Source organism: Amycolatopsis sp. NPDC003865, from assembly GCF_053605345.1.
In genome coordinates, this window is record NZ_JBSGJA010000008.1 from 104,033 (window position 1) to 129,380 (window position 25,348).

Sequence of the window (25,348 nt, forward strand, 5' to 3'; positions counted from 1 at the left end):
TCGCGCGGTCGACGACCGGGCGCGTCCGCGGGGTCACGGGTCGCGGGGCCCGGCCGGTGCGGCGCCGTGGCGCAGCACCTCTTCGACGGCCCGGCGCGGCCCGAGCGGGTCCGCTTCCGCCGCGTAGCCGATGCGCACGAGCGCCTGCGGGAAGCCGCCGAGCCCGAGGTCTTCGCACAGCGCGGACCGGACGGCCGCCAGGTGCAGCGGCTGGGTCAGCACCCCGGCCGCCAGGCCGACGTCGACCGCCGCGAGCCAGGCTCGTTCCAGCGCGTACCCGGCGCGGACGTGGTCGAGCCGGGCATCGTCGGCGGTGACGAACACCAGCAGCGTTTCGGCGGCGAGCCGGCGCTCGAGCTCGGCCGGTTCCGGGAGCTCGGTCGCCCGGCGGACCAGCCCGGCCCAGGGCACCGAGCCGGCCGGGACGCGGCCGGCGGGGAGGCCCACGCCGTGGCGGTGGGCGCGTTCGTCCCGGATCGTCCACAGCGACAGCTCGCGCTGGTAACCGCTGTCCCGCCGGAAGGTTTCCGCGGCGAAGTGCAGGAGCCGCGTCACCACGGCGACTTCGCGGCCGGGCCGGAGCGGCCGCGCCTCGACGCCGGGTGCGCCGCCCGCCGCGACGATCCCGCGGACCACCGGCGCCGGGACGGCGAGGCCGTCGAAGGGCGCGCGATGGCTGGCCCGCCGCGCGATCGCGCCGTAGCGCCGCAGCTCTTCGACGCTCGGTGCTTCGGAGCCGGCCGCGGTGATCCGGGCGACCAGGTCCGGCTGGTCCTCCTCGGGCAGGAACGCCACCTCGGCCGTGCGGCCGAGCGTCCGGACCGCGAGCTCGAGGTTGGCGACCGCGGCGCCGCACGAAGCCGCGCGGTCGCGGCCGTGCGGGTCGTGGTGCGGGAGGACCGGCTCGGCGCGTTCGCGCACCAGGAGCTCCCCCGGCGCGACGTCCAGCGTCCACGGCTGGGTGTTGTGCACCGACGGCGCGCGCATCATCGACCGGACCAGCACCTCCGTCTCGGCGGGCGTCCAGCCGGAAAGCTCCACAGTGGACATGGGAGTCACTCCGTTCCCCGTCGCTCCTGCCCTCGACCCGTCCATGGTGGGCGCCCGCCCGGCCCGCGACAGGTGGCCGCGGTCCCCGGCCCCGGTGACTTTCGTCCCCGGCGCGAGTCCCGCGCGGTGACCGATGCTCGCGGGATGAACCGACCCTGGGCCGAGGTGCGCGAAACCCACATCGGCGCGGTCTTCCTCGTCGGGGACCTCGCCTACAAGCTGAAGAAACCGGTCGACCTCGGCTTCTTGGACTTCTCCGCGCGGGAGACCCGCGAGCGGGTGTGCCACCGGGAGGTGGAGCTGAACCGGCGGCTGGCCCCGGACGTCTACCTCGGCGTCGCCGACGTGACCGGCCCGGACGGCGAGGTCCGCGACCACCTGGTCGTCATGCGCCGGATGCCCGCGGACCGGCGGCTGTCCACTCTGGTCCGCCGGCGGGCGCCCCTGCACGGGACGGTCCGGCGGCTGGCCCGGCAGCTCGCGGCCTTCCACTCGCGGGCCGCGCGCGGGCCGGAGATCGACGCCGACGAGACCCGCGACGCCGTCCGCGCCCGGTGGCGGGACAGCTTCGCGCAGGTCCGGCCGTTCCACGGCGACGTGCTCGACCCCGCCACGGCCCTGGAGACCGAGGCTCTCGCCGAGGAGTTCCTGGCCGGCCGGGAGCCGCTGTTCGACCGCCGGATCGCCGAGGGGCGGGTCGTCGACGGGCACGGCGACCTGCTCGCCGACGACGTCTTCTGCCTCGACGACGGCCCCCGCGTGCTCGACTGCCTCGAATTCGACGACCACCTCCGGCACGTCGACGTCCTCGACGACGTCGCCTTCCTCGCCATGGACCTCGAACGGCTCGGCGCTCCCGAGCTGGGTGCCCGGCTGCTGGCCGGCTACCGTGAGTTCACCGGCGATCCCGCTCCCCCGGCGCTGGTGCACCACTACCTCGCCTACCGCGCGTTCGTCCGGGTCAAGGTCGCCTGCCTGCGCCACGCCCAAGGCGACGCCGAAGCGGCCGCGCTGGCCCGGGACTACGCCGAGCTCGCGCTGTGGCACCTGCGCCTCGGCCGGGTGCGCCTGCTGCTCGTCGGCGGGGAACCCGGAACCGGCAAGTCCACGATCGCCGCCGGGCTGGCCGACCGGACCGGCGCCACGCTGCTGCGGTCGGACCGGCTGCGGAAGGAGCTGGCCGGGCTCGACCCGGTCCGGCGGCCCGCGGAAGGCTACCGGCAGGGCCTCTACGACACCGCCCACACGGACGCGACCTACGCCGAGCTCGTCCGCCGGGCCGGCGAGCTGCTGGGCCTCGGCGAGACGGTGGTGCTGGACGCGTCCTGGACCGCCGCCCGGCACCGCGCGCTCGCGGCCGGCGTGGCTTCGCGCACGGACAGCCCGCTCGTCGCCGTGCGGTGCCACGTCCCCGAGGAGACGGCCGCGCGGCGGATCACCACCCGGACCGGCACCCTGTCCGACGCCACCCCGGAAATCGCGCACCGGATGGCCGCGGACGCCGACCCGTGGCCCGAAGCGCACCCCCTGCCGACGACCGGCACCCCGGCCGAGTCGCTCGCCCGCGCGATCGCGGCCCTGGTGCCGGAGCACCCAAAGTCCCTCGGGCTGAGGCACTCCGGCCCTCCCGGCGGCCGGAGCCGCGGTGCGAAGGTCGAAACCGAACAGACCCCCGAGCCCGAGGAAGGCCGATGATGGAGCGAGGACTTCCGGACGACTTCACCGTCAGGACCGCGGTCGCCATGGCCGTCCGCGCACCGTCGGTGCACAACACCCAGCCGTGGTTCTGGCGGCTCGGGCATAGTTCCCTGCACCTCTACGCCGACCCCGGCCGCCGGCTGGGGGAAACCGATCCCGACGGCCGCGACCTGATCCTCAGCTGCGGCGCGGCACTGCACCACCTCCGGATCGGCTTCGCCGCCCTCGGCTGGGGCGCCGAGGTGCACCGGCTGCCCAACCCGGACGAGCCCGACCACCTCGCCGCGATCACCCTGCACCGGCACGATCCCGAGCAGGACGAGATCGCGATGGCGGCGGCGATCCCGCGGCGGCGGACCGACCGGCGCCGGCACAGCTCGTGGGCCGTGCCGCGCGGGCACGTCGAAGCGCTCGCCAAGGCCGCGGCGCTGGAAGGCACCGTGCTGCAGGTCGCCGAGAACTCGGCGCGCTACTACCTGGCGACGGCGATCGAAGAAGCGTCGCGGCGGCACGCCGGGGACCCCGCCTACCGCACGGAACTGGCGGCCTGGAGCGGCCGCCACATCTCGCCGGACGGCGTGCCCGCGCGCAACACCCCGGCGCCCGACGACACCCCGGGCGCGCTGCGCACCCGCCCGTTCGCGGACCCGCTGCTGGCCCAGCCGCCCGATGCCAAGGCCGAGGACGACGAAACCGTCCTGCTCGTGCTGAGCACCGCCTCCGACGACCGGATGTCGCGGCTGCGCGCCGGGGAGGCCACCAGCGCCGTGCTGCTGACGGCGAACGCCTTCGGCCTGTCGTCCTGCCCGCTGACCGAGCCGCTGGAGCTGCGCGACGTCCGGGAGACCGTGATCGAACGCGTCACCGGGGGCTCGTTCCCGCAGATGGTGCTGCGCATCGGCTGGGCGCCCGCCAACGCCGACCCGGTGCCGGCGACGCCGCGCCGCGACCTCTCCGACGTCCTGCAGCCGCTGGACGCTCCCCCGAAGCACTTCCAGGCCCACTAGGAAAGGAGCCGGTCATGCCGTACTGGCACTACCCCGCAACCATGGGCTGGGTCGGCGGCATCGGCATGCTCGTGCTGATGGCGCTCGTCCTGGCCGCGGTCGTCAGCCTCGCCGTCGTCCTCGCCCGGCGAGGGCCGCAGCCACCGACGTCGGCCGAGACCGCCCGGCGGATCCTCGACGAGCGGTTCGCCCGCGGCGAGATCGACCAGGAGGAGTACCACCTGCGCCGGGACGCCCTCGACCGGGCGAGCTGACCGTGCACGGGCGGACGCTCCTCCTCGCGCTGGTGTGCGGGCTCGCGGCCGCCGGGTGCGGGAGCGGCCCGGTCGCCTCCCCGCCGGCCGGAACGCCGCCCCCGGCGTCGTCTTCGGCGTCGTCCTCGGTGCCGCCGGCGACGGCGACGACCGCGACCCCGGGACCGGCCACCACGGCGAAGCCGGCCCCGGCGGTCCCGACGCCACCCCCGGCGAGACCGTCCTGCGCGGAGACCGCGGGCTGGCGCACGGATCCCCGTGGTTCGGACACGATGAGCCGCGACGCGCTCTACCTCGTGCGAGCCGGGCGGCACGCGTGCTTCGACCGCGTGGTCTTCGACGTCAACGGCCCGGCGGAGGCCGGCTACGCCGTGCAGTACGTCCCGGCCGTGACCACCGACCCGAAAGGCGACCCGCTGCCGGTGCCCGGCGGCGCGGCCCTGGAGGTCGTCGTCCGGGCGCCCGCGCTCGGCACCGACGACTCGGGCCACCAGCCCGGCCGGGTGCTCGCCGCGATCGGCGACACCCTCGTGAGCACGCCGGGCTGGCCGTCCCTGCGGGCCGTGCGCTTCGCCGGGTCCTTCGAAGGCCAGTGCACGTTCGCCGTCGGGGTGCGCGCGAAGCTGCCGTTCCGCGTGTTCACCCAGACCGGGCCGGACCGGGTTCGCCGGGTGGTCCTCGACATCGCCCACTGAGAGGACGGCATGGACCGGCTCAGCCCCTTGGACGCTGCCTTCCTCGAGATCGAGGACGAAGACCCCCGCTCGTCGCTGGCGATCGCCTCGGTGGCGATCGCCGAAGGACCCGCACCCGGCCAGGACGAGTTCGTCGCCGCCGTGCTCGGCCGGCTGGCCGGAATCCGGCGGTACCGCCAGAAAGTCCGCACGGTGCCGTTCGACCTCGGGCCGCCGGCCTGGGTGGACGATCCCGCGTTCGACCCGCCCGCGCACTTCGGGCGGGTCGCGCTCCCGGCGCCGCACGACCGGGCGGCGCTGGGCGAGCTGGTCGCGCTGCTGATGGGCGAACGCCTCGAGCGCGACCGGCCGCTGTGGGAGTTCTGGGTGATCGAGGACCTGCCGGGCGGGCGCTGGGCGATCCTGGCCAAGGTGCACCACGCGCTCGCCGACGGGCTCGCGGCGACCCGGCTGCAGACGATCCTGTTCGGGACCGCCGAGGCCGGCCCGGAGCCGGCCGGGGAGTCACCCGACCCCGGCTCCGCGAAGCTGCTGGCGGACGCGGTCGGCACGCTGCTGCGCTTCCCGTGGGACCAGGCCCGTGCGCTGGCCGGCGAGCTGCTGCACCCGAACCGGCTGGCCCGCCGCGTGAGCGACGTCGCCCGCGGCCTCGTGACGATGACCTCGGCCCTGCTGCCGGCGTCGCCGACCCCGCTGACCGGCCCGCTGGGCCGAGACCGGCGCTACACGACCGCTTCGGTGCCGCTGGCCGAGGTCAAGGCCGTGGCCCGGAAGTTCGGCGTCACGGTGAACGACGTCCTGCTGGCCGCCGTCACGGGCGGGTTCCGCGAGCTGCTGCTGCAGCGCGGGGAGACCCCGGCCGCCGACAGCGTGCGGTCCCTGGTCCCGGTGTCCGTGCGGACCGGGACGTCCCTGGACAACGAGGTCTCGCTGCTGCTGCCGCTGCTGCCGGTCGACCTGCCGGATCCGGCCCAGCGCCTGCTCCGGGTGCACCGCCGCCTGGGCACGCTGAAGTCGGGCCAGGAGGCGGCGGCGGGCGCGCTGCTCACCGCGACGGCCGCGCGCGAGCCGTTCGCCCCGGTGGCGTGGGCGATCCGGGCGGCCGCCCACCTGCCGCAGCGCAACATCGTCACGGTGACGACGAACGTCCGCGGCCCGGCCGAACCGCTGTCCGCCCTCGGCCGGCCGATCGTCGAGATCTACCCGTACGTCCCGATCGCCCTGCGGGTGCGGATCGGCGTGGCGATGCTCAGCTACGCGGGACAGGTGACGTTCGGGATCACTTCGGACGCCGACGCGGTGCCGGACACGGAGGTGCTGGTCAAGGCGATCGAGCGGGAGCTCCCGGCCCTCCGCGACGCGGCCCGCTGAGCTATCGGCCGCCGACGGCCGCGAACTCCGCCGCCAGCGCGTCGACCAGGGTCTCCGGGTCCGGGATCAGCTTGCGGTCCGTGCCGAACCCGAACCGCACTTCGCCGGCGTAGCTGAAGATGCAGATCGTGATCGCCTGGCGGCCGCTGCACGGTGCCCAGCCCACGATGCCCGCCACCGGGGCGCCCGCCAGCGTCATCGGGGTCCGGGGGCCCGGCACGTTCGTGAGCACCCCGACCGCCTTGCCCGCGAAGAACCGGCTCACCGGACGGCCCAGCGCCGCGGGGCCGCGGGCGATCGCGTACTGCACCCCGAACGTCAGCACCGGCTCGTAGGAGTCGCGGATCCGGGCGACCCGGCGGTGCACCTCGGCCAGGCGCTCGGCGAACGTCCGGCGCCCGAGCGGCAGCTGCGCCAGCACCAGTGAGAAGTGGTTGCCCAGGTTCGCCGGCAGCTCGTCGTCGAAGGACGACAGGCTCACCGGGATCAGCCAGCCGAGGTCGGACGGGTCCGGGCGGACCGTGCCGTGTGCCGTGAAGTAGCGGTCGAGCGCGCCCGCGACGAGCGCCGTGCAGACGTCGTTCACCGTCGTCCCGGTCTCGTGGCCGATCCGGGCGAGCGTGCCGAGCGGGACCGGGTCTCCCCAGGCCGCGGTCTTCTCGACGCCGGGTTCGCCCTCCCACAGGCCGGTCGCGGTCGAGGGGCCCAGCAGCTCGCCGGTGCCCGTGGCGCTGTGCCAGAGCGTCGTCGCCGCGCCGGCGACCGAGTCGACCGCGCGGCGCGGGCCGCCGCTCAGCGCCGACGACACGAACCCGGCGACGGCTCCGGTCGCGCCGACCACCGCCGTCGCGCCGAGCACCGGCAGCGCCACCGCGGACTCCAGCACCGGGTGCACCCGCGCGGCCTGCCGCTGGGCCTTGGCGCCGGTGTCCTCGAGCGCGCGCAGCACCGCGGCGCCGAGCCGGACCACCGGCTGGGCCACGTCTTCGCGGTGCGGCGCCGCGCCACCGACCTTCGCGTGCGGCGCGGTCTCGCCGTCGACCGGGTCCAGGAGGCTGAACAGCACCTGGGTCAGGCGGATCCCGTCCGCCATCGCGTGGTGCGTGCGGCACACGAGCGCGCTGCCGCCGCGATAACCCTGCAGCAGATCGATCGTCCACAGTGGACGTCTCGGGTCGAGCGGCTCGCTCCGCCGCGCGGCGACGAACTCCTCCAGGGCCGCCTGGTCCCCCGGTGCCGGGAGGTCACGGACGACGACGTGGTCACCGAGGTCGAAGCCGGGATCGGTCTCCCAGGACAGGCCGCGGCCGTGCGGCACGGCCCGCTGGAAGTACACCGGGTAGCGCGCGAGCAGCCGGTCGGACACGACCGACCGCAGCCGCGCCGGATCCACCGGCGACCGCGTCCACAGCACCGAGGTGACGACCATGAGGTTTTCCGGCCGGTCCAGGTGCAGCCACAGGCTGTCCTGCGCGGGCATCCGGCGGTGCGGCCCGGCGAGTCTTCGCGTGTTCGGCACGCCTCCACTGTCCGTCCGCGCCGGAGACCCGAAAAAGGGCCGGAAGTCCTCCGCGCGCACGGCCGAGGGCCCTGCCTCGCCCGTCCCCGGCGGCCGCATCGTGGACCCGGCCGCCAAGACCCCTCGAGCATCGGAGGAACTCATGTCCCCCACCCACGTCGTCGTGCTGGGCAGCGGGTTCGCGGGGCTGGAGACCGCGTTCACGCTGCGCGCGCTGGCGAACCCGGACCAGGTCCGGCTGACCCTGGTCACCGACCGGGACGACTTCCTCTTCCGGCCCGGCGGCGTCTACCTGCCCTTCGGCGCGGCCGAGGCACCGCTGCACGTGCCGCTCGCGAAACCGGCGCGCCGCCGGGCGATCGACCTGCGGATCGCCGCCGCCGAAGGCGTCGACACCGACCGCGGCGTCGTGCACACCTCGCGCGGCCCGGTCCCCTACGACCACCTCGTCATCGCCACCGGCGCCGCGACCCGGCCGGAGGAGGTGGCCGGGCTGGCCGAGTACGGGCGCGCCGTCGGGACACCCGGGCAGCTGCACGCGCTCGGCGAAGACCTGCGGTGGGTCGCGCAGAACGCGAGCCACGGGCGGCTGCAGCAGGTCCAGTTCCTCGTGCCGCCGGGCAACGGGTACGCCGGCCCGCTGTACGAGATCGCGTTGATGCTCGACACCTGGCTGCGCGGCCGCGACGTCCGCGACAACGTCCAGCTCGCGTTCACCACCTCCGAGCGCGGCCACCTGGAGGCGTTCGGGCCCCGGCTGCACGACGTCGTCGCCGCGGAGTTCGCCGAACGCGGCGTCGACGGCCGCACGGGGCTCTCGCCCGACAAGGTCGGCGAGCTCGAGATCGCCTACACCGACGGCACCGCGCAGGACTTCACGCTGCTCGTGGCGTCGCCGCCGCACGTCGCCGCCCAGCGCTTCGAGGGACTCCCGGCCGACGAGCGCGGGTTCCTCGTCTGCGAGGAGAGCACGCGCCAGGTGCTCGGGCACCCGAACGTCCACGCCCCCGGCGACGCCGGGGACTTCCCGGTCAAGCAGGAGTTCCTGGCGCTGCTGCAGGCGCGGGCGGTGGCCGGGCGGATCGCCGCCGACATCGGGGCGCACCTGCCTCGCCCGGGGTTCGAGCCGGTCGGCACGTGCGTGCTGGAGATGTTCGACAAGGCCGCCTTCGCACAGGTCCCGCTGTCGGTGACCGGGGACCCGGCGCACCCGGTGGTCGTCGACCCGGCGCGGCTCGACGCCTACCGCGTCGGCACGTCGGCGGCCTGGCGGCTGGGCAAGAAGGCGTTCGGCACCTACGTGCGCGGCCGCTTCCGCGCGGGGCGGCCGGTGCTGGACGGCACGGCCTGGGACACCGTGGCGTTCGGCTTGCGCGGCGCCGCCCGGTGACCGGCCGTAGCTGTGGATCGGCTTAAGGACCGCGCCGGGCGGTCGCGGCGGTGCGCTCCCGCGTCCCACCATCGGAGGCATGGTGGTGCTTTCCGAACGAGCGGCCGTCCGGCGGCTGCACGACCGCCTCGGCTTCGGGCCGCGGCCCGGCGACCTCGACCGCGGGTTCGCCGAAACCCGTGACCGGCTGCTGGGCGCCGGGCCGGACGCCGGCGCGGCCGCGACGCCGATGCCGGATCCCGGTCCGCCGCCGGACAACCCCGGCAAGAACGCCGACCCGGCCGCGAAGCAGCAGGCCCGCAAGCAGACCCAGGCCCAGGCGACGCAGGCCGTGAGCTGGTGGCTGGACCGGATGGCGGCCGCCGACCTCGCCTCCGTGGAGCGGCTGACCTGGTTCTGGCACGGCCACTTCGCCACCGGTGAGCAGAAGGTGCGCAGCCCGCGGCTGATGCTCGCCCAGAACCGGGCCCAGCGCGACCACGCGCTCGGCAGCTTCACCGATCTCGCCCGCGCCATGGTCGTCGACCCCGCGATGCTGCTGTGGCTCGACGGCAACAGCAACAAGGCGGGCAAACCCAACGAAAACCTCTCCCGCGAGTTCATGGAGCTGTTCGCCCTCGGCGTCGGGCACTACACCGAAGACGACGTCCGCGAAGCCGCCCGCGCGCTCACCGGCTGGACCGCCAAGCGCGACGCCACCGGCGCGCAGCTGGTCGCCAAGCGACACGACGACGGCGTCAAGCACATCCTGGGCGCCGACGGGAACTTCGCCGCGCAGTCCTTTGTGGACCTCGTGCTGGGCAGGCCGGAATCGGCGCCGTTCGTCGCCGGCCGCGTCTGGTTCCGGCTGGTGTCGGCGGCTCCGCCGCCGGCCGACGTGCTCAACCGCCTGGTCGCCGCCTACGGGAGCCGCCGTGACATCCGCGCGCTGCTGCGCGCCATCACCGACGAAGCGGCGTTCCACGACAGCGCGACATCGCTGGTCAAGCAGCCCGTCGAGTGGCTGGCCGGGCTGCTGCGCGCCCTGGGGGTGCGGCCGTCGGGGCTCGAGGACAAGACCCGGACCCAGCTGCTGGCGGCGTTGCGCGGGATGGGCCAGGTCCCGTTCCAGCCGCCCAGCGTCGGCGGCTGGGCGGCGGGCGGAGCCTGGCTGACGACGTCGGCGGGCGTGGCGCGCCTGCACGCGGCGCAGCTGGTCGCCGAGCACGCCGACCTCGGCGCGGTGGCGAAGGCGCGGGACAAGGCCGCGGCGATCGGCGACCTGCTCGGCGTCGACGCGTGGTCGGAGCGGACCCGAGCCGCGCTGAACGGGGTCGCCGGCAATGTCCGCCAACTGTCCACAGTGGCCGCTTGTGCCCCCGAATACGTAGTGAGCGGGTGACGATCGTGCAGCAGGTGAACCGTCGCAGGTTCCTCACCGCGACCGGCGTGACGGCCGCCGCGGCCTTGGCCGCCGGCGCCACGCAGGTCGACTGGGGCCACCTCATGTCGGCCGCGGTGGAGAACCCGCTCGACCCGGACGCGGGTGTGCTCGTCGTCGTCACCCTCTACGGCGGCAACGACGGCCTCAACACCGTCGTCCCGGCGGGCGACCCGGCCTACCAGAACGCGCGCTCCGAACTGGCGTACCAGCCGGGAGAGGTGCTCGATCTCGGCGAGGGCCTCGGGCTGAACCCGGGGATGAAGGGGTTCAAGGGCCTCTGGGACGGCGGGCAGCTCGCCGTGCTGCGCGGCGTCGGCTACCCGAAGCCCGACCACAGCCACTTCCGGTCGATGGCGATCTGGCAGACGGCGTCGCCGGAGACGTCCGTGCCCACCGGCTGGCTCGGCCGCTGGCTGGACGCGACCGGCGACGACCCGCTGCGCGCGGTGTCGGTCGACCCGGTGCTGCCGCCGCTGCTCGCCGGCGAGCGGACCGCGGCGGCGTCCCTGCCGGTGGGTGGCCTGAAGCTGCCGGAAGGCGCGCTGGGCAAGGCGTTCGAGGACCTCGGCGCCGCCCAGCCCGGCGAGGGGTTCTGGCAGGCGCGCGCGGCGCGGTCGGTCACCGATCTGCACCGGGCCGTGCAGACCCTGGGCCACCCGTCCGCACAGGAGGGCAAGAAGGCCAAGGGCGAACTGGCGGCCCAGCTGGACGTGGTGGCCGGGCTGATCGAAGCCGGCGTGCCGACGCGGGCGTATTCGGTGTCGCTGGGCGGGTTCGACACGCACGCCGACGAGCGCGGCACCCAGCAGCGGCTGCTGACCGAGCTGGACGGCGCGCTGACGCCGTTCGTCCAGCGGCTGGCGAAGTCCGACCGCGGCAAGCAGGCGACGGTGCTGGTGTATTCGGAGTTCGGCAGGCGGGTGACGGCGAACGCGAGCCAGGGCACCGACCACGGCACGGCGGGCCCGGTGTTCGTCCTGGGCCCCCGCGTGAAGGGCGGCTTCCACGGCGCGGAGCCGAGCCTGACCGACCTGGACGACGGCGACCTGAAGCTGTCGACGGACTTCCGTGACGTGTATGCGACTTTGGTGGAGGACGTGCTCGGCACCGACGCGGGGAAGGTGCTGGCAGGCCACCGTGGACGGATCGACGGCCTGTTCGCTTAGGCCGGCGGGAGGCCGGTCACCCGGAACCTCGCTCCCCCGCCCGGCGCGGCCTCGCACCACAGGTCACCGCCGTGGGCGCGGGCGAAACCCCGCGCGATCGGCAGTCCCAGCCCCGAGCCACCCTGCTCTCGCGCCGCGTCCAGGCGGACCAGGCGGTCGAAGATGCGCTCGCGCTCCGGGCCCGGTACGCCCGGTCCCGTGTCCGTCACCGTGAACCCGTCGGCGGTGATCTCCACCGTGAGCGTGCCCCGGCCGGCCATCGCGCGGACCGCGTTGCCGGTCAGGTTGGCCAGGATCTGCGTCAGGCGCGCCCGGTCGGCCACGACCACCGTGTCGGGCCCGGTGACCTCGACCGTGACGTCGGGGGTGGTCAGCCGCAGCTGCTCGGCCTGCGCGGCCGCCAGCTCCCGCAGCGCGACCGGCGTCCGGTCGAGCTCGGCGCCCGCGTCCAGCCGCGCCAGGTCGAGCAGGTCGGCGACGAGCCGGCCGGCCCGCTGGGACTCGCGGACCACCAGCAGCTGCAGCCGCTCCCGCTGCTCCTGCGGCGCGTCCGGCGGCTGCTGCAGCAGCGCTTCGGCCGCCGCCTGCACGCCGGCCAGCGGCGTGCGCAGCTCGTGGGCCGCGTCGGCGACGAACCGCCGGGTCCGCTCCTCCGACTCGCGCGCCGCTCGCTCCGCGCCCTCGAGGGCGTCCAGCGCGGAGTCGAACGCCGCCGCCGCGCGGCCCAGTTCGGTGCCGGGCCTCTCCGGGGCGAGCCGGCCACCCCGGCCGCCGGAGACGATCGAGCGGGCCAGCCGCGTCATGGCGTCCAGCGGGGCGAGCGCGAACCGGACGGCCAGCAGCAGCGCGACCACGGCCACGGCCAGCGCGGCGACGCCGGTGGCCAGCAGCACCCACCGCAGGCTCTGCTCGGCCGCCGCGATCAGGGACTCGTCCGCGGTGAGCGTCAGCTTCGCGCCGTTGATCCGCGCCGGCCCGGACAGCGTCGCGCGCACCTGGCGGATCCGGGCGTCCGCCGGCAGGCCGGGGCCGCCGAGGACCGTGCCGTCGGGCAGGGTCAGCGTGCCCTGCACCCCGCGCGTTTCGACGCGCCGCAGCAGGTTCTGCGGGGCGGTGTTCTGCTTGGCCAGCTGCTGCGCCAGCTGGACGCGGGCGGTGAGCACGGCGTTGACGTCCCGCTCGGCCTGCGCCCGGAACACCGTGTCCACGACCAGGCCGACGGCGACCAGCACCACCGCCAGCACCACCAGCACGGTGACGGTGACCCGCCGGCGCAGCGACGCCGTCCGCAGCCCGCTCACGCCTCACCGCGCAGCACGTACCCCTGGCCCCGCACGGTGTGCAGCACGCGCGGGCCGTGCGCCTCGAGCTTTCGGCGCAGCGTGCTGACGTTGACCTCGACGAGGTTGGGCGCCAGTTCGCCGTAGCCCCAGACGGCGGTGAGCACCTGCGTCTTGGACACCACGCGGTCGCGGTGCCGGGCGAAGTACAGCAGCACCTTCCACTCGGTGGAGGTCAGCTCGACGTCGGTGCCGCCGTAGCGGGCGCGGCCGCCTTCGACGTCGATCACGAGGTCGCCGACCTCCACGGCCGGCCGGGTGCGCCCGGTCCGGCGCAGCACCGCGGTCACCCGTGCGACCAGTTCGGCGAGGACGAACGGCTTCACGACGTAGTCGTCGGCGCCGTCGCCCAGTCCGCGCAGGCGGTCCTCGACGCCGTCGCGCGCGGTCAGCATCACCACCCCGGCGGCCGACGCGCGCCGGATCACCCGCAGCAGCTCGAAACCGTCCCTGCCGGGAAGCATGACGTCGAGCACGACCAGGTCGGGGCGGGCGCGGGCGAACTCCGCCTCCAGCCCGGTGCCGTCGGGCAGGGACCGGACCGAAAACCCGGCGCCCGCCAGCGCGGACTCGACCGGCACCCGGATCGCTTCGGCGTCCTCGATCACCAGGATGCGCGGCGGGGTCGGCTCGTCCACCCGGCCAGCTTAGAGGCGGCCGGACCGGCGCGCGGGACGCCGCTCAGACGCGGCCGACCAGCCGATAACCGCGGGCGTGGCTGAACCGGTTGACCGCGAACGCCGCGACATCGAGCTACACGCGCACGGCTCACCCACCCAGCCACCTCAGAGGCGGCCCGACCGCCCCGCGGCACGTCGCTCAAGCCCGGCCGACCAGCCGATAACCCGCCGCCGAAAACTCCGCCGTGAGCGCGAACCGATCCCCGCGGACCAGGGTGTGGCGCCACTCCACCGGCCGCCCGCGGGCGTGGCTGAGCCGGTTGATCGCGAATGCCGCGACGTCGTGCGCGCAGGCGAGCTGGGCTCGTTCGGCCGCGGTCGGGATGACCGCGCGCACCTCTTCGCGGCCGGTGTCCAGCTTGACCCCGGTGCGCCGGGCCAGTTCGGCGTACAGGCCGGTGTGCGTGAAATCGGCTCCCAGCAACGGTTTCGCGACGTCGGCCGGGAGCCAGACGCGGTCGAGGGCGAGGGGCTCCTCGCCGGCGAGGCGGAGCCGTTCGAGGTAGATCAGCGGGGTGGAGGCTTCCAAGTCCAAGCGCTCGGCGACGAGGGCGTCGGCCCGGACGTCGAACGTGCGCACGACGCTGTGCTGGGACAGGCCGGCGGCTTCGACCGACGCGAAGAGGCTGTAGAGCGCGCCCATCGGCTGGGCGATCTCCGCCGGCGGGGCCACGCGGGGCTGACGGCCGCGCTCGGCGACCACCACGCCGTCCGCGCGCAGCTCCCGCAGCGCCTGCCGGACCGTGTGCCTGCTCACGCCGTACTCGTCGGCCAGCGCGAGCTCGCCCGGGAACCGGTCGGCGAACTCGCCGGCGTCGAGCCTGGTCAGCAGCTCGCGCCGGAGCTGGCTCCAGAGCGGCTCGGTGCCCGAGCGGCTGAGCGTCCGCGGCGGCATGGCTCCCTCCCGGCTGTCGCGCCCGACCCTACCCGTGGCCAAATGTCCGCACATCATCTACTTTGATTGTACGTACATTTACCTCTGGAGGAGCCGGTGACCACATTCCGGGAAGCGCCCGCCGAGACGCCGGCGCCACCGGCCCGCGGGGCACGGGCGCTGCCGGGCCTGCTGGTCGCCGTCGCGGTCGCGGCGGTCGCGACCGCGCTCGGCGAACTGGTCCCGGTCGTCGGCGGCCCGGTGTTCGGCATCGCTCTCGGCGCCGTCGCCGCCGCGGTCGTCCCCGGCCTGCGGGGCGAGCGGTGGGCGCCGGGCTACGCCGTGGCGGCCAAGCCCGTGCTGCAGGCCTCGATCGTGGTTCTCGGCACCGGGCTGTCCCTGACGCAGGTGCTGAAGGTCGGCGGGGAGTCGCTGCCGGTCATGCTGGGCACGCTGACCGTCGCCCTCGGCGGCGCGTGGCTGCTGGGCCGGCGGCTCGGCGTCCGCGGCGACACGCAGACCCTCATCGGCGTCGGCACCGGGATCTGCGGCGCGTCCGCGATCGCGGCGACCACCGCGGTCCTCAAGCCGCGGCAGGCGGAGGTCGCCTACGCCATCGGCACCATCTTCACCTTCAACATCGCCGCCGTGCTGCTCTTCCCGCCGCTGGGGCACCTGCTCGGGCTGGACGCCCACGCGTTCGGCCTGTGGGCGGGCACCGCGATCAACGACACCTCGTCGGTGGTCGCGGCGTCCTACGCCTACGGCGGCGACGCCGGGGCGTACGGCCTCGTCGTCAAGCTGACCCGCACGCTGACGCTGATCCCGATCGTCATGACGCTGGCGGTGCTGAAGGCCCGCCGCGAAGCCGGGCGGCCGGGCTCCGGCGTCCCCGCGCTGCCGTGGCGGAAGATCGTGCCGCTGTTCCTGCTGGGGTTCATCGCCGCGGCCACGCTGAACAGCCTCGGCGTGGTCCCCGCCGCGTGGCACCCGGCGCTGTCGGCGCTGGGCGCGTTCCTCATCACGACCGCGCTGGCCGGCATCGGGCTTTCGATGCGGGTGGCCGACATGCGCCGGGCCGGGCCCCGGCCCCTGCTGCTGGGCGGCCTGCTGTGGCTCGCCGTCGCGGCGGCGAGCCTCGGCCTGCAGGCGCTGACCGGGACCCTCTGACCGGGCCCCGTGGCCTCCCCACGGGTCACCGGATCAGCGAGGCGCCAGCACCGCCGGTTCGCCGTCGGACACCACCTCGGCGGCGGCGGGCACCACCTCGGCGGGTGCGGCCGCGGCCGCCTCGCGGGCCAGGAACGTGCCCAGCTCGCCGATCGTGCTCATCAGCGGGGCCGGGAACACCACCGTGCTGTTGTGGTCGACGCCGATCTCCATGAGCGTCTGCAGGTTGCGCAGCTGCAACGCCAGCGGGTGCGCCATCATCGTGTCCGACGCCGAGCCGAGCGCCGCCGCGGCCTGGGCTTCGCCCTCCGCGTTGATGATCTTGGCGCGCTTCTCCCGCTCGGCCTCGGCCTGCTTGGCCATGGCCCGCTTCATCGTCTCCGGCAGCTGGATGTCCTTCAGCTCCACCAGGGTCACGTCGACGCCCCACTCGGTGGTGGTGACGTCGAGGATCTGCCGGATGTCGGAGTTGATCTTGTCGGTCTCCGCGAGCGTCTCGTCGAGCGTGTGCTGGCCGACGACCTTGCGCAGCGTCGTCTGGGCGATCTGGTCGATCGCCGCGTAGACGTTCTCGATCGCCACCACCGACTTCGTCGCGTCGACCACGCGGAAGTACGCAACCGCCGAGACGTCGACGCTCACGTTGTCGCGCGTGATGATGCCCTGCGACTGGATCGGCATCGTGACGATCCGCAGGGACACCCGGCGCAGCACGTCGATCACCGGGATGATGAACCGCAGGCCCGGTTCGCGCACCCCGACGACCCGGCCCAGCCGGAACAGCACCCCCTTCTCGTACTGCTTGACGATCCGGATCGACAGCGCCAGCACGACGATGACGACCGCGGCGACGATCAGCCAGACAGTCATGACGCCACTCCTTCCACTCGTCCGCTCCAGCGCCCGGAGCGGCCCGCGGTCATCAGGTCGACGACCGTTTCCCTGGTCAGCTCGCCGGTGGCGTGCACGCCCGCCAGCCGGCCGAGGTACAGCACCGCGATGCGGTCGGCCACGTCGAAGACGTCGTTCATGTTGTGCGACACCACGACCACGCCCAGACCGCGTTCGGCCAGCCTGCCGACCAGCTCCAGCACGACCTCGGTCTGCTGGACGCCGAGCGCCGCGGTCGGCTCGTCCATGATCACCAGTTTCGAGTGCCACAGCACGGCTTTGGCGATCGCGACCGCCTGGCGCTGCCCGCCGGAGAGGGAGCCCACCGGCTGGCGGACCGACGTCACCGTCGTGACGCCGAGGCTGTGCAGGGTGTCCTTCGCGGCCCGCTCCATGGCGTCCTCGTCGAGCGACACGTGCCGGACCTTTTCCCGGCCCAGGAACATGTTCTGCACGATGTCGAGGTTGTCGCAGAGCGCGAGGTCCTGGTAGACGGTCTCGATCCCGAGCGCGGCGGCGTCACGCGGGCTGCGGATGCGCACCGCCCGCCCCTGCCAGGTGAACTCGCCTGCGTCCGGCACGTGGATGCCGGCGATGCACTTGATCAGCACGGACTTGCCCGCGCCGTTGTCCCCGACCAGCGCGGTCACCTGCCCGGCCGGGATGTCGAGGTCGACCCCGGCCAGCGCCTGCACGGGCCCGAACTTCTTGGTGACGCCCCGGACGCCCAGCAGCGGTGCGGTGGTCACGGCGGCGTCAGGCCCGTTCCGGCGCGAGCTCGGCCAGCCGGCGGCCCAGCGGGCTCTCCGGCGTGCGAGCGGGCGGCGGGATCACGGCCACGGGGCAGGTCGCGTGCCGCAGGCAGGCACCGCTCACCGAGCCGGTGAGCGCCGCGTGCAGCTTACCCTTGCCGTGGCTGCCGACCACCAGCATCGTCGCGTCCTTCGCCCGGTCGGTCAGGATCGCGGCGGGATCGCCGTCCGGGGCCAGGCACCGAGCGTCGACGCCGGTGCGGTCCTTCGTCACCGACGCGACCAGCTTCTCGAGTTCGTGGAAGTGCACCCGCCGGGCCTCTTCGAGGGTCCGGTTCACCGAGGCGTCGTCGAGCATGGCGTCGTGCGTCCACACCGTCACGACCTCCAGCTCGGCGCCACCGGCCGCCGCTTGGCCGGTGGCCCACAGGAGTGCGGCCAGGCCCGCGTCCGAACCGTCGACGCCGACCACGATCCGGCCCTTCCCGGTTGCTTCGGTCATCACTGCTCCTCTTCGGGTCGCAGACCCCCTCGACCTTCAGCCAACCCCGCCGGGGCGCGCGGCAACGCGGGCGTTCTACCCGACCTGCGGGGACCAAAGACCTTCCGCGAGCACCGCCCGCACCGCCGCCGGGACCGCCGCGGCCACCGGAGCCGAAACCCGGTGCCCCGGCGCGAAATCCGTGCCCGCGACACCGATCACCACGAGCCGCCGCGGCAGCCGGTCCAGGACCTCGCCCAGCCGTACCACCGCCGCGACGTCCAGGGCGTGCCCGGTCCGCCCGGCACCGCCGGGCCAGCCGTCCTCGCCGGTGCACCGGACGACCTCGCCGGCCGGGAACGGACCGCGCAGAGCGTCGACCACCACGGCGAGACCCGCCCCGGCCCAGGCGTCGACCAGCTCGGCCGGATCCGTGATCCTCGGGACCACCCGCACCCCGGGCAGGGCCGGCAGCGCGGCCACGACGGCCGGGCCGATCCCGTCGTCCCCGCACAAGGGGTTGCCCAGCCCGAGCACCACGTCCGTCACCGGCGGACGACCGTCAGGTCGAGGAAGTGGGTGGCACACGAGATGCAGGGGTCGTGGTTGCGGATCACCCGCTCGCAGAACAGCGCGAGCGCGTCGTCGCCGAGGCCGAGCCGCGTGCTCGCGAGCCGGCACAGGTCGTCCTCGATCGCCGCCTGGTTCTGCGACGTCGGCGGGACGATCGCCGCCGCGGTGACCAGCCCCGCTTCGTCGAGGGTGTAGCGGTGGTAGAGCAGGCCGCGCGGTGCCTCGCTGACGCCGTGCCCGGTGCCCGCGCGCGGCGTCACCTCGACGCACGGGCGGCCGGGCCGCTCGTAGCCGTCGATCAGCCGGATCGCCTCCTCGACCGCGTACACCACCTCGACCGCTCTGACCACAATGGACTTGAACGGGTTCCGGCACTCCGCACCCAGTCCCGCGTCGGCGGCCGCCGCGCGTGCGGCCGGGCCGAGCAGCGCCGAGTTGAGCGAGTACCGGGCGAGCGGACCGGTCAGGTAGCGGCGGCCGTCGAGGCTCGCGTGCAGCGCCGTGGAGTGCGGCACCTGCCGTTCGACGACGTGCTCGGGGAACCCGGCCGCGGGGAACTCGAGCCCGGTGCTGGTGACCACGCTCCCCCGGTCGATCGGGTACCGCCCTGGCTCGCGCCCCGACAGCAGGTCGTGCGTGGTCTCGTAGTCGGGGAAGTCGAAGCCGGCCACCCAGCGCACGACTTCGCGGGCCTGGTCGAGCGCGCCGCGCAGCCGTTCGCGCATCGGCGCGAGATCGGCCGGGGCCGGCACGGAGTAGAACCCGCCCACCCGGACGTTCACCGGGTGGATCGCGCGGCCGCCCAGCAGTTCCATCAGCGCGTTGCCGGTCTTCTTGAGGGCCAGGCCGCGTTCGAGCGCGCCGCGGTGTTCGGCCGCCATGGCGATGCCGTCGGGGAAGCCGAGGAAGTCCGGCGCGTGCAGCAGGTGGATGTGTAACGCGTGGCTGGAGATCCACTCCCCGCAGTAGACGAGCCGCCGCAGGTCGGCCAGCGGCCCGTCCAGCTCGACCCCGCACGCCGCTTCCAGCGCGTTGCACGCGCTCGTCTGGTAGGCCACCGGGCAGATCCCGCAGATCCGCGACGTGATGTCCGGCGGCTCGGTGTACGCCCGGCCGCGCAGCAGGGCCTCGAAGAACCGGGGTGGTTCGTAGATGTTCAGCTCGGCGGTGCGCACCCGGCCGTCCTCGACGACGAGCCGCAGCGCGCCTTCGCCTTCGACGCGGGCGATCGCGTTGACCGCCAGCCGCCGCGCGGTCACGGCCGCCGCTCCCGGGACACGGCGGCGAAGTCGGGGGCGGCCGCGTTGAAGGTCGAGAAGACGCGGCCGATCGCGTCCTCGCCCATGCCGCAGGTCCGCAGGACCGGCAGCAGGGCGGCGGTGTTCGGGCGCGCCATCGGGCCGAAGCACCCGAAGCAGCCGCGGCGGTGCGCCGGGCAGAGCGCGCCGCACCCGGCGTGGGTGACCGGGCCGAGGCAGGGCGTGCCGTCGGCGACCGTCACGCAGGTGAGGCCGCGGCGCTTGCATTCGGTGCACACGCTGGTGTCCGGCAGGTCGGGCTTGCGCCCGGCCAGGACCGCGGTGAGCGTCTCCAGCAGCTGGCCGCGGTCGATGGGACAGCCGCGCAGCTCGAAGTCCACCGGCACGTGGGCGCTGATCGGCGTCGAGGTGTCCAGAGTGGACAGGTACTCCGGGCTCGCGTAGACCGACGCGGCGAACTCGGCGACGTCCCCGAAGTCGCGCAGCGCCTGGATGCCGCCGCTGGTCGCGCAGGCGCCGATCGTCACGAGCACCCGCGACTGCGCGCGGACCTCGCGGATCCGCTGTTCGTCGGCCGGGGTGGTGACCGAGCCTTCGACGAGCGAGACGTCGTACGGGCCGGGCAGCACCGCGCTGGTCGCTTCGGTGAAGGAGGCGATCTTCACCCGGCCGGCGAGGTCCAGCAGCTCGTCCTCGCAGTCGAGCAGGGTCAGCTGGCAGCCGTCGCAGGAGGCGAACTTCCAGACGGCGAGGGTGGGCAGGCTCATGTCACAGCTCCCGGACCAGGAGGAGGGGCTCGGCTTCGGCGTAGGACACGACCGGGCCGTCGCGGCACAGCAGCAGCGGGCCGAGCTGGCAGTGCCCGCACAGGGCCGTCCCGCACTGCATGTTCCGCTCGAGGGAGACGCGGATGTCTTCGGGCGCGATGCCGTCCCGCAGCAGGACCTGGGCGCTGAAGCGCATCATCGGCTCCGGGCCGCAGAGGAACGCCGTGGTCCGGCCGGGCACCGGCCTGACCCGCGCCAGGGGTTCGGTGACGAAGCCGACTTCGCCGGTCCAGCCGGCGGCGGGCCGGTCGACGGTGCGGCGGACCTCGATCGAGGTCTCCCAGCCGGCGAACTCGTCGCGGTAGAGGAAGTCACCGGGCGTGCGCGCGCCGGCGACCAGGACCACCCGGCCGTAGGCGGCCCGGTCGGCGAGCACCGCGCGGACCACCGGCCGCAGCGGCGCCAGCCCCACTCCCCCGGCGACGATCACGACGTCGCCGCCCCGGGCGGGCTCGACGTCCCAGCCGCGGCCGTACGGCCCGCGCACGCCGAGGACCGTGCCCGGTTCCGCCGCGTAGAGCGCGTGGCTGACCGCGCCGACGTCCCGCACCGTCTGTTCGAGCACACCGTCCCTTGTGGACGGATCGCCGCTGATCGAGATGGCGACCTCGCCGACGCCACGCGCGTAGAGCATCGTGAACTGCCCGGGCCGGAACGCCGGCAGCGCCGCGGCGACGGGCACCAGCCGCAGTGTCGCGGTGTCCCGGGTCTGCGGCGTGCGCCGCTCGACCCGGTACGGCACCGGCAGCATCGGCTCAGTCACGACCACTCCGGTAGAGGTCGAGCAGGCGGGCCCGGGTGCCGCGCAGCCGGTGCGCGAGCACCTCGGCCATCGCGCTGGTGAGTGCGTAGCCGAACGCCGGGTCTTCGTCGGCGAGCTCGCGCAGGAGGCGCCCGTCCAGCTCGGCCGCCGTCACCGTGGTGACCGCGCGGGCCCCGAAGTCCCAGCGGTACGGCGGGACGAGCCAGGACCAGCCGAGCAGTTCGCCCGCCCCGAGCGTCTGCACGACGACCTCGCCGCGCCCGGGCACCGCGGTGCCGACCTCGACGCGGCCGCTCTCGAGCACCCAGAGCCGGTCGGCCGGGCGGCCTTCCTCGCACAGCCGCTCGCCCGCGGCGAACGCGACTTCGCGGGTGGCACGGGTCAGCTGGGCGGTCTCCGCGGGCGTCAGGCGCGAGAACGGGGGCAACGCGGTGAACCGGTCAACCGCCGACACGGCCGGCTCCTTCCCCGGCGAGCCGCGCGGCTTCGGCCGTGATGTCGATCCCGGCCGGGCACCAGGCGATGCAGCGCCCGCAGCCGACGCACCCCGAAGTGCCGAACTGGTCGTGCCAGGTGCTCAGCTTGTGGCTCATCCACTGCCGGTACCGGCTGTCCCCGGACTCGCGCACGCTGCCGCCGTGCACGTAGGAGAAGTCGAGCTCGAAGCAGGACGCCCAGCGCTCGGCCCGCCCGGCGTGCTCGCCGGTCACGTCCGTCACGTCTTCGGTCGTCGTGCAGAAGCAGGTCGGGCAGACCATGGTGCAGTTGCCGCAGGTGAGGCACCGGCTCGCGATCTCCGGCCAGACCGGCGACTCGCGTGACTCCCGCAGCAGCGTCCGCAGGTCGCCCGGCGGCATCGCGCGACCCATCTTCGCGGTGGCGGCCTCGACGTCCGCGCGGGCGGCGGCGACGTCTTCGTCCCTCGCTTCCCGGGTGGCGACCAGCGCGAGGATCCGTTCTCCTTCGGCCGATCCGACGTCGACGACGAACCGGTGGCCGTCGTCGTCCAGCCGTTCGGTCAACGCGAGGTCGTAACCGGCGGTCGCGCCGGGACCGGTGCCCATCGAGGCGCAGAAGCACACCTCGCCGGGCTCGGTGCAGTTCGCCGCGATGGTGAACAATCCCTGCCGGCGCCGCGCGAACGACCCGCTCGCCGCGAGCACCGAGCCGAGCACGGAGATCGCGGCCAGATCGCAGGCGCGCACGCCCAGGAAGGCGTACCGCGGCACCTCTTCCACCGCTGCGACGTACTCCCCGCCGGGACCGGTCTGCCACAGCGGCCGGTGCGGCGGGTGCAGAAAGCGTTTCCACGACTGGGGTCCCGCCGAATGGCCGAAGACCGCGGCGTCCGCCCGGCGGCGCAGCCGGTAGCGGCCCGGCGCGGTCTCCACACCCCAGCCCGCGGGCAGCTCGGCGCCCGAGCCGAGCTCGGCGAGCACGATCGCGTCGTCGCGGGCCACCGGGCCGACGACCCGGTAGCCCTCGCTCTGCAGCGTTTCGATCAGCCGGTCGAGCCCGGACCGGTCGAGCACGCGGACGCCGGAGGTCATCGGCTCCCCTTTCGCCGGGTTCCAGGGAAGCGGGTCCCGGCGCGGGGTCCTAGGGCCGAAGGTCACCGACCGGGGAAGTTCGGCTCCCGACCCGGGGAACTTGTGCTCTACGAGCGGGTCGACCGGTCGCCGACGATCGGGGCAAAGCGAAGACGACAGGGAGAGACCCATGACGGTACGGCTCGGGATCAACGGCTTCGGCAGGATCGGGCGGGACATCCTCCGGTGCGTGCTGGAAACGCCGGACAGCCCGATCGAAGTGGTCGCGGTCAACGACATCACGTCGCCGGAGATGCTGGCGCACCTGCTCGCGCACGACTCGACCTACGGGCGGCTGCGCATCCCCGTCGAGGTCGTCGACGGCGAGGCCCTGCGCGTCGGCGACCACCTGATCCAGGTGACCGCTTCCGCGGACCCCGCCGGGCTGCCGTGGGGCGAGTACGGCGTCGACGTCGTCGTCGAGTCGACCGGCAAGTTCCGCACCCGCGAGGCCGCCGGCGTCCACTTGGCCGCGGGCGCCAAGAAGGTCGTGATCTCCGCGCCGGGCAAGGACGTCGACGCGACGATCGTGCTCGGGGTCAACCAGGACGACTACGACCCGGCGAACCACCACGTCATCTCGAACGCCTCCTGCACGACCAACTGCGTGGCACCGATGGTGAAGGTGCTGCACTCGACGTTCGGCATCCGCCGCGGCCTGCTCACCACGATCCACAGCTACACCGGCGACCAGGCCCTGCTGGACCGGCCGCACAAGGACCCGCGCCGCGCCCGGTCGGCCGCGGTCAACGTGGTGCCCACCAGCACCGGCGCCGCGAAGGCGATCGGGCTGGTGCTCCCGGAACTGGCCGGCCGGCTCGACGGCGTGGCGGTCCGGGTGCCGGTCGAGGACGGTTCGCTGACGGACCTGACCGTGGAGCTCGACCGCCCGGTGACGGCGGAGCAGGTCAACCACGCGTTCGCCGAGGCCGCCGACGGCGACCTCAAGGGCATCCTGCGCTACACCGAGGCACCGGTGGTGTCCCGCGACATCATCGGCGACCCGGCGTCGTGCGTGTTCGACGCGGAGCTGACGAAGACCGACTCGCACCTGGCGAAGGTGTTCGGCTGGTACGACAACGAGTGGGGCTACGCGACCCGCACGGTCGAGCTGGTGGAGCTGATCGGGCGTTCGCTGGCGTAGGGCCCCGGGTGCCCGCCGGTGGTGCGGCCCGGCGGGCACCCGTCCTTCAGCCCGGCGAAACGATGTCCGCGGACAAGGGCGCGATGGCCCCGATGATCGTTTCCGCCGTCGCCTCGGGTACGCCGGCGGCGAGCAGCGAATCCGTGAGGTACTTCGCCACGAGGTCGAAGTGGTGCTGCGCGATGCCCCGCCCGCGGTGGACGTCCGCCATCGACCGGCCGCGGTACTCGTCGGGGCCGCCGAGCGCGGCCGTGAAGAACTCGACCTGCATCCCCTTGAGCCGGGACAAGTTCGTCCCGGTGAAGAAGACCGCCAGTTCCGCGTCGGCCAGGACGCGTTCGTAGAAGTCGTCGACCACGGCGGCCAAGGCTTCCCGGCCGCCGATCTGCTCGTAGACGTTCGTCATTCCGCCTCCCGATCGTGGTGGTGACGACCAGGGAAGCGTTCCGGGGTTTCCTCGGCGTAAGAACACGATCACCCGCGGGTTAGCTGATTCTCACCGCGGGTGATCGTGTCCTCGGAGGGGCGAGGTCCGGCGCCGGCCGCCCGGCGCGAGCCGGCCGACGTCGGCACCGGTCGTCGCGAGACCACCCGGCCATGACCGGTCCTCCCCTTGCCCCCCGGTCACGTGAAGATGATCTGGCCACCCGCCGCGAGGTCGTAGAACTCGCCCACGGTGATGATGCCCGCGACCTGGTCGACAAAGTCGGACTTCTCCATGCCGAACAGGTCCACCGACGCCTGGCAGGCGTAGAGCCCCGCGCCGGTGTCGGCGATCATCTCGACGAACTCCGGGATCGACGGGATGTCCAGCGCCTCCATCTTGCGCGCCAGGTAGTGCGTCAGCACCGACGACAGGCCGGGCAGGCCGCCCGCCCACGTCGCCAGGTGCAGGCCGGGGTTGCCGACCGTGGCGAGCTTGATGTGCTCGTGGCGGGCCTGGTGGATCGCGTCCAGTCCGAAGAACGTGAAGAACAGGTTCGCCTCGATGCCTTCGGCGCGGGCGCCGTTGGCCATGATCAGCGCCGGGTAGATCCCTTCCAGGGAGCCTTTCGACACGATGATGGAGATCTTTTCGATCTTTTCGGTCATGACGTCCCTCCGGACTCAGATGCAGCCACGCGGCTTCGGGATCCCGGCGATGCGGGCCGCCAGCTTGGCGGGCCCCTTCGGGAACAGCTGGTACAGCTCCTTGACCGCCACGCCGGACGTCTTGCCCAGGACGCGGACCGTCGGGCCGGTGCCCTTCTCCGCGAACTCGGCCCGGACGAACTTCAGCACCTGCCAGTGCCGTTCGCCCAGCTCGCCGACGCCGGCGTCGGCCGCGATCTCCGGCGCCATCTCCTCGCGCCACAGCGCGGGTTCGGTGAAGAAGCCTTCGTCGTTCACAGGCACTTCGGTGCCCGCGTAGACCTTCGTGGCCATGGTCGCT

At 74.2% G+C, this 25,348-nt stretch carries 27 protein-coding genes; 10 read left to right on the forward strand and 17 right to left on the reverse strand.

The window, feature by feature from the left end:
- Window positions 1-33: 33 nt before the first annotated feature.
- Complete coding sequence (locus ACWEVP_RS20380) at window positions 34-1,050, reverse strand: Acg family FMN-binding oxidoreductase (RefSeq protein ID WP_452064115.1); 1,017 nt, start codon at window positions 1,048-1,050, stop codon at window positions 34-36.
- A gap of 144 nt (window positions 1,051-1,194) precedes the next feature.
- Here ACWEVP_RS20380 and ACWEVP_RS20385 point away from each other — a divergent pair, with 144 nt between their 5' ends.
- From ACWEVP_RS20385 to ACWEVP_RS20405, 5 genes are read left to right on the forward strand one after another with little or no spacing between them, the layout of a single operon-like run.
- Window positions 1,195-2,745 carry a bifunctional aminoglycoside phosphotransferase/ATP-binding protein gene (locus ACWEVP_RS20385; protein ID WP_452064116.1) on the forward strand — a complete coding sequence of 517 codons (1,551 nt, stop codon included), beginning with the start codon at window positions 1,195-1,197 and terminating at the stop codon, window positions 2,743-2,745.
- A complete protein-coding gene (locus tag ACWEVP_RS20390; protein WP_452064359.1) occupies window positions 2,745-3,755 on the forward strand; it encodes an Acg family FMN-binding oxidoreductase in 1,011 nt (336 codons plus the stop codon). Before ACWEVP_RS20385 ends, ACWEVP_RS20390 begins: the two co-directional genes overlap by 1 nt.
- Window positions 3,756-3,769: 14 nt before the next feature.
- Entirely contained in the window at window positions 3,770-4,009 is a 240-nt protein-coding gene (locus ACWEVP_RS20395; protein ID WP_452064117.1) for an SHOCT domain-containing protein, read from the forward strand.
- Between the two features lie 2 nt (window positions 4,010-4,011).
- Window positions 4,012-4,704 carry an AMIN-like domain-containing (lipo)protein gene (locus tag ACWEVP_RS20400; protein ID WP_452064118.1) on the forward strand — a complete coding sequence of 231 codons (693 nt, stop codon included), beginning with the start codon at window positions 4,012-4,014 and terminating at the stop codon, window positions 4,702-4,704.
- A gap of 9 nt (window positions 4,705-4,713) precedes the next feature.
- Window positions 4,714-6,075: a wax ester/triacylglycerol synthase family O-acyltransferase gene (locus tag ACWEVP_RS20405; RefSeq protein WP_452064119.1), complete on the forward strand. Its 1,362-nt coding sequence runs from the start codon at window positions 4,714-4,716 to the stop codon at window positions 6,073-6,075.
- Between the two features lies 1 nt (window position 6,076).
- Here ACWEVP_RS20405 and ACWEVP_RS20410 read toward each other — a convergent pair whose 3' ends face one another.
- Window positions 6,077-7,594: a WS/DGAT domain-containing protein gene (locus tag ACWEVP_RS20410; protein WP_452064120.1), complete on the reverse strand. Its 1,518-nt coding sequence runs from the start codon at window positions 7,592-7,594 to the stop codon at window positions 6,077-6,079.
- A gap of 142 nt (window positions 7,595-7,736) precedes the next feature.
- On the opposite strand from ACWEVP_RS20410, the gene ACWEVP_RS20415 reads away from it, so the two are divergent.
- The 3 genes from ACWEVP_RS20415 (at window position 7,737) to ACWEVP_RS20425 (ending at window position 11,573) form a co-directional block, all read left to right on the forward strand.
- On the forward strand, window positions 7,737-8,984 hold the full coding sequence (locus tag ACWEVP_RS20415; RefSeq protein WP_452064121.1) for an NAD(P)/FAD-dependent oxidoreductase: 1,248 nt from the start codon (window positions 7,737-7,739) through the stop codon (window positions 8,982-8,984).
- Window positions 8,985-9,063: 79 nt separating this feature from the next.
- The gene (locus ACWEVP_RS20420) at window positions 9,064-10,365 is read left to right on the forward strand and encodes a DUF1800 domain-containing protein (protein WP_452064122.1); all 1,302 of its coding nucleotides are present in this window, start codon (window positions 9,064-9,066) and stop codon (window positions 10,363-10,365) included.
- Window positions 10,362-11,573 carry a DUF1501 domain-containing protein gene (locus tag ACWEVP_RS20425; protein ID WP_452064123.1) on the forward strand — a complete coding sequence of 404 codons (1,212 nt, stop codon included), beginning with the start codon at window positions 10,362-10,364 and terminating at the stop codon, window positions 11,571-11,573. Before ACWEVP_RS20420 ends, ACWEVP_RS20425 begins: the two co-directional genes overlap by 4 nt.
- On the opposite strand, the gene ACWEVP_RS20430 is transcribed toward ACWEVP_RS20425, so the two are convergent.
- The 3 genes from ACWEVP_RS20430 to ACWEVP_RS20440 form a co-directional block, all read right to left on the reverse strand.
- On the reverse strand, window positions 11,570-12,874 hold the full coding sequence (locus tag ACWEVP_RS20430) for a sensor histidine kinase (RefSeq protein WP_452064124.1): 1,305 nt from the start codon (window positions 12,872-12,874) through the stop codon (window positions 11,570-11,572). The two genes, ACWEVP_RS20425 and ACWEVP_RS20430, sit on opposite strands and share 4 nt — an antisense overlap.
- Window positions 12,871-13,551: a response regulator transcription factor gene (locus tag ACWEVP_RS20435; protein ID WP_452064125.1), complete on the reverse strand. Its 681-nt coding sequence runs from the start codon at window positions 13,549-13,551 to the stop codon at window positions 12,871-12,873. The genes ACWEVP_RS20430 and ACWEVP_RS20435 overlap by 4 nt, the downstream gene beginning before the upstream one ends.
- Before the next feature lie 181 nt (window positions 13,552-13,732).
- Window positions 13,733-14,488 (reverse strand): GntR family transcriptional regulator, encoded by a 756-nt coding sequence (locus ACWEVP_RS20440; RefSeq protein ID WP_452064126.1) that lies wholly within the window; start codon window positions 14,486-14,488, stop codon window positions 13,733-13,735.
- A gap of 96 nt (window positions 14,489-14,584) precedes the next feature.
- Between ACWEVP_RS20440 and ACWEVP_RS20445 the strand changes: the two genes are divergently transcribed.
- Window positions 14,585-15,637, forward strand: a complete 1,053-nt coding sequence (locus ACWEVP_RS20445; protein WP_452064127.1) for a YeiH family protein — start codon at window positions 14,585-14,587, stop codon at window positions 15,635-15,637.
- Window positions 15,638-15,670: 33 nt separating this feature from the next.
- On the opposite strand, the gene ACWEVP_RS20450 is transcribed toward ACWEVP_RS20445, so the two are convergent.
- The 9 genes from ACWEVP_RS20450 to ACWEVP_RS20490 form a co-directional block, all read right to left on the reverse strand.
- Window positions 15,671-16,507, reverse strand: coding sequence for a slipin family protein (locus ACWEVP_RS20450; RefSeq protein WP_452064128.1), 837 nt, complete (start codon window positions 16,505-16,507; stop codon window positions 15,671-15,673).
- On the reverse strand, window positions 16,504-17,277 hold the full coding sequence (locus ACWEVP_RS20455) for an ATP-binding cassette domain-containing protein (RefSeq protein WP_452064129.1): 774 nt from the start codon (window positions 17,275-17,277) through the stop codon (window positions 16,504-16,506). Before ACWEVP_RS20455 ends, ACWEVP_RS20450 begins: the two co-directional genes overlap by 4 nt.
- Window positions 17,278-17,284: 7 nt before the next feature.
- On the reverse strand, window positions 17,285-17,782 hold the full coding sequence (locus ACWEVP_RS20460) for a universal stress protein (RefSeq protein WP_452064130.1): 498 nt from the start codon (window positions 17,780-17,782) through the stop codon (window positions 17,285-17,287).
- 75 nt (window positions 17,783-17,857) lie between these two features.
- Window positions 17,858-18,310, reverse strand: coding sequence for a hydrogenase maturation protease (locus tag ACWEVP_RS20465; protein ID WP_452064131.1), 453 nt, complete (start codon window positions 18,308-18,310; stop codon window positions 17,858-17,860).
- The gene (locus ACWEVP_RS20470; protein ID WP_452064132.1) at window positions 18,307-19,593 is read right to left on the reverse strand and encodes a Ni/Fe hydrogenase subunit alpha; all 1,287 of its coding nucleotides are present in this window, start codon (window positions 19,591-19,593) and stop codon (window positions 18,307-18,309) included. Before ACWEVP_RS20470 ends, ACWEVP_RS20465 begins: the two co-directional genes overlap by 4 nt.
- On the reverse strand, window positions 19,590-20,360 hold the full coding sequence (locus ACWEVP_RS20475) for an NADH-quinone oxidoreductase subunit B family protein (protein WP_452064133.1): 771 nt from the start codon (window positions 20,358-20,360) through the stop codon (window positions 19,590-19,592). Before ACWEVP_RS20475 ends, ACWEVP_RS20470 begins: the two co-directional genes overlap by 4 nt.
- A gap of 1 nt (window position 20,361) precedes the next feature.
- On the reverse strand, window positions 20,362-21,183 hold the full coding sequence (locus tag ACWEVP_RS20480; RefSeq protein WP_452064134.1) for an FAD/NAD(P)-binding protein: 822 nt from the start codon (window positions 21,181-21,183) through the stop codon (window positions 20,362-20,364).
- Window positions 21,176-21,637, reverse strand: coding sequence for a Crp/Fnr family transcriptional regulator (locus ACWEVP_RS20485; protein WP_452064135.1), 462 nt, complete (start codon window positions 21,635-21,637; stop codon window positions 21,176-21,178). The genes ACWEVP_RS20480 and ACWEVP_RS20485 overlap by 8 nt, the downstream gene beginning before the upstream one ends.
- Entirely contained in the window at window positions 21,624-22,733 is a 1,110-nt protein-coding gene (locus tag ACWEVP_RS20490; RefSeq protein ID WP_452064136.1) for a 4Fe-4S dicluster domain-containing protein, read from the reverse strand. Before ACWEVP_RS20490 ends, ACWEVP_RS20485 begins: the two co-directional genes overlap by 14 nt.
- 169 nt (window positions 22,734-22,902) lie before the next feature.
- On the opposite strand from ACWEVP_RS20490, the gene gap reads away from it, so the two are divergent.
- Complete coding sequence (gene gap, locus ACWEVP_RS20495; RefSeq protein WP_452064137.1) at window positions 22,903-23,916, forward strand: type I glyceraldehyde-3-phosphate dehydrogenase; 1,014 nt, start codon at window positions 22,903-22,905, stop codon at window positions 23,914-23,916.
- 46 nt (window positions 23,917-23,962) lie between these two features.
- Here the strand turns inward: gap and ACWEVP_RS20500 are convergent, their stop codons facing one another.
- The 3 genes from ACWEVP_RS20500 to ACWEVP_RS20510 all read right to left on the reverse strand — a co-directional run bounded on the left by ACWEVP_RS20500 (window position 23,963) and on the right by ACWEVP_RS20510 (window position 25,341).
- Complete coding sequence (locus ACWEVP_RS20500) at window positions 23,963-24,322, reverse strand: group I truncated hemoglobin (RefSeq protein WP_452064138.1); 360 nt, start codon at window positions 24,320-24,322, stop codon at window positions 23,963-23,965.
- A gap of 218 nt (window positions 24,323-24,540) precedes the next feature.
- Window positions 24,541-25,008: a DsrE/DsrF/DrsH-like family protein gene (locus tag ACWEVP_RS20505; protein WP_452064139.1), complete on the reverse strand. Its 468-nt coding sequence runs from the start codon at window positions 25,006-25,008 to the stop codon at window positions 24,541-24,543.
- Between the two features lie 15 nt (window positions 25,009-25,023).
- The gene (locus ACWEVP_RS20510) at window positions 25,024-25,341 is read right to left on the reverse strand and encodes a TusE/DsrC/DsvC family sulfur relay protein (RefSeq protein ID WP_452064140.1); all 318 of its coding nucleotides are present in this window, start codon (window positions 25,339-25,341) and stop codon (window positions 25,024-25,026) included.
- Between the last annotated feature and the right edge of the window lie 7 nt (window positions 25,342-25,348).

Excerpts from the sequence above, each read along its gene's own strand:
- ACWEVP_RS20440 (WP_452064126.1), bottom strand. The coding sequence starts at position 14,488 with ATGCCGCCGCGGACGCTCAGCCGCTCGGGCACCGAGCCGCTCTGGAGC.
- gap (WP_452064137.1), top strand. The coding sequence starts at position 22,903 with ATGACGGTACGGCTCGGGATCAACGGCTTCGGCAGGATCGGGCGGGAC.
- ACWEVP_RS20510 (WP_452064140.1), bottom strand. The coding sequence starts at position 25,341 with ATGGCCACGAAGGTCTACGCGGGCACCGAAGTGCCTGTGAACGACGAA.
- ACWEVP_RS20395 (WP_452064117.1), top strand. The coding sequence starts at position 3,770 with ATGCCGTACTGGCACTACCCCGCAACCATGGGCTGGGTCGGCGGCATC.
- ACWEVP_RS20390 (WP_452064359.1), top strand. The coding sequence starts at position 2,745 with ATGGAGCGAGGACTTCCGGACGACTTCACCGTCAGGACCGCGGTCGCC.
- ACWEVP_RS20405 (WP_452064119.1), top strand. The coding sequence starts at position 4,714 with ATGGACCGGCTCAGCCCCTTGGACGCTGCCTTCCTCGAGATCGAGGAC.
- ACWEVP_RS20460 (WP_452064130.1), bottom strand. The coding sequence starts at position 17,782 with ATGACCGAAGCAACCGGGAAGGGCCGGATCGTGGTCGGCGTCGACGGT.
- ACWEVP_RS20380 (WP_452064115.1), bottom strand. The coding sequence starts at position 1,050 with ATGTCCACTGTGGAGCTTTCCGGCTGGACGCCCGCCGAGACGGAGGTG.
- ACWEVP_RS20505 (WP_452064139.1), bottom strand. The coding sequence starts at position 25,008 with ATGACCGAAAAGATCGAAAAGATCTCCATCATCGTGTCGAAAGGCTCC.
- ACWEVP_RS20490 (WP_452064136.1), bottom strand. The coding sequence starts at position 22,733 with ATGACCTCCGGCGTCCGCGTGCTCGACCGGTCCGGGCTCGACCGGCTG.
- ACWEVP_RS20500 (WP_452064138.1), bottom strand. The coding sequence starts at position 24,322 with ATGACGAACGTCTACGAGCAGATCGGCGGCCGGGAAGCCTTGGCCGCC.
- ACWEVP_RS20415 (WP_452064121.1), top strand. The coding sequence starts at position 7,737 with ATGTCCCCCACCCACGTCGTCGTGCTGGGCAGCGGGTTCGCGGGGCTG.
- ACWEVP_RS20450 (WP_452064128.1), bottom strand. The coding sequence starts at position 16,507 with ATGACTGTCTGGCTGATCGTCGCCGCGGTCGTCATCGTCGTGCTGGCG.
- ACWEVP_RS20420 (WP_452064122.1), top strand. The coding sequence starts at position 9,064 with ATGGTGGTGCTTTCCGAACGAGCGGCCGTCCGGCGGCTGCACGACCGC.
- ACWEVP_RS20475 (WP_452064133.1), bottom strand. The coding sequence starts at position 20,360 with ATGAGCCTGCCCACCCTCGCCGTCTGGAAGTTCGCCTCCTGCGACGGC.
- ACWEVP_RS20385 (WP_452064116.1), top strand. The coding sequence starts at position 1,195 with ATGAACCGACCCTGGGCCGAGGTGCGCGAAACCCACATCGGCGCGGTC.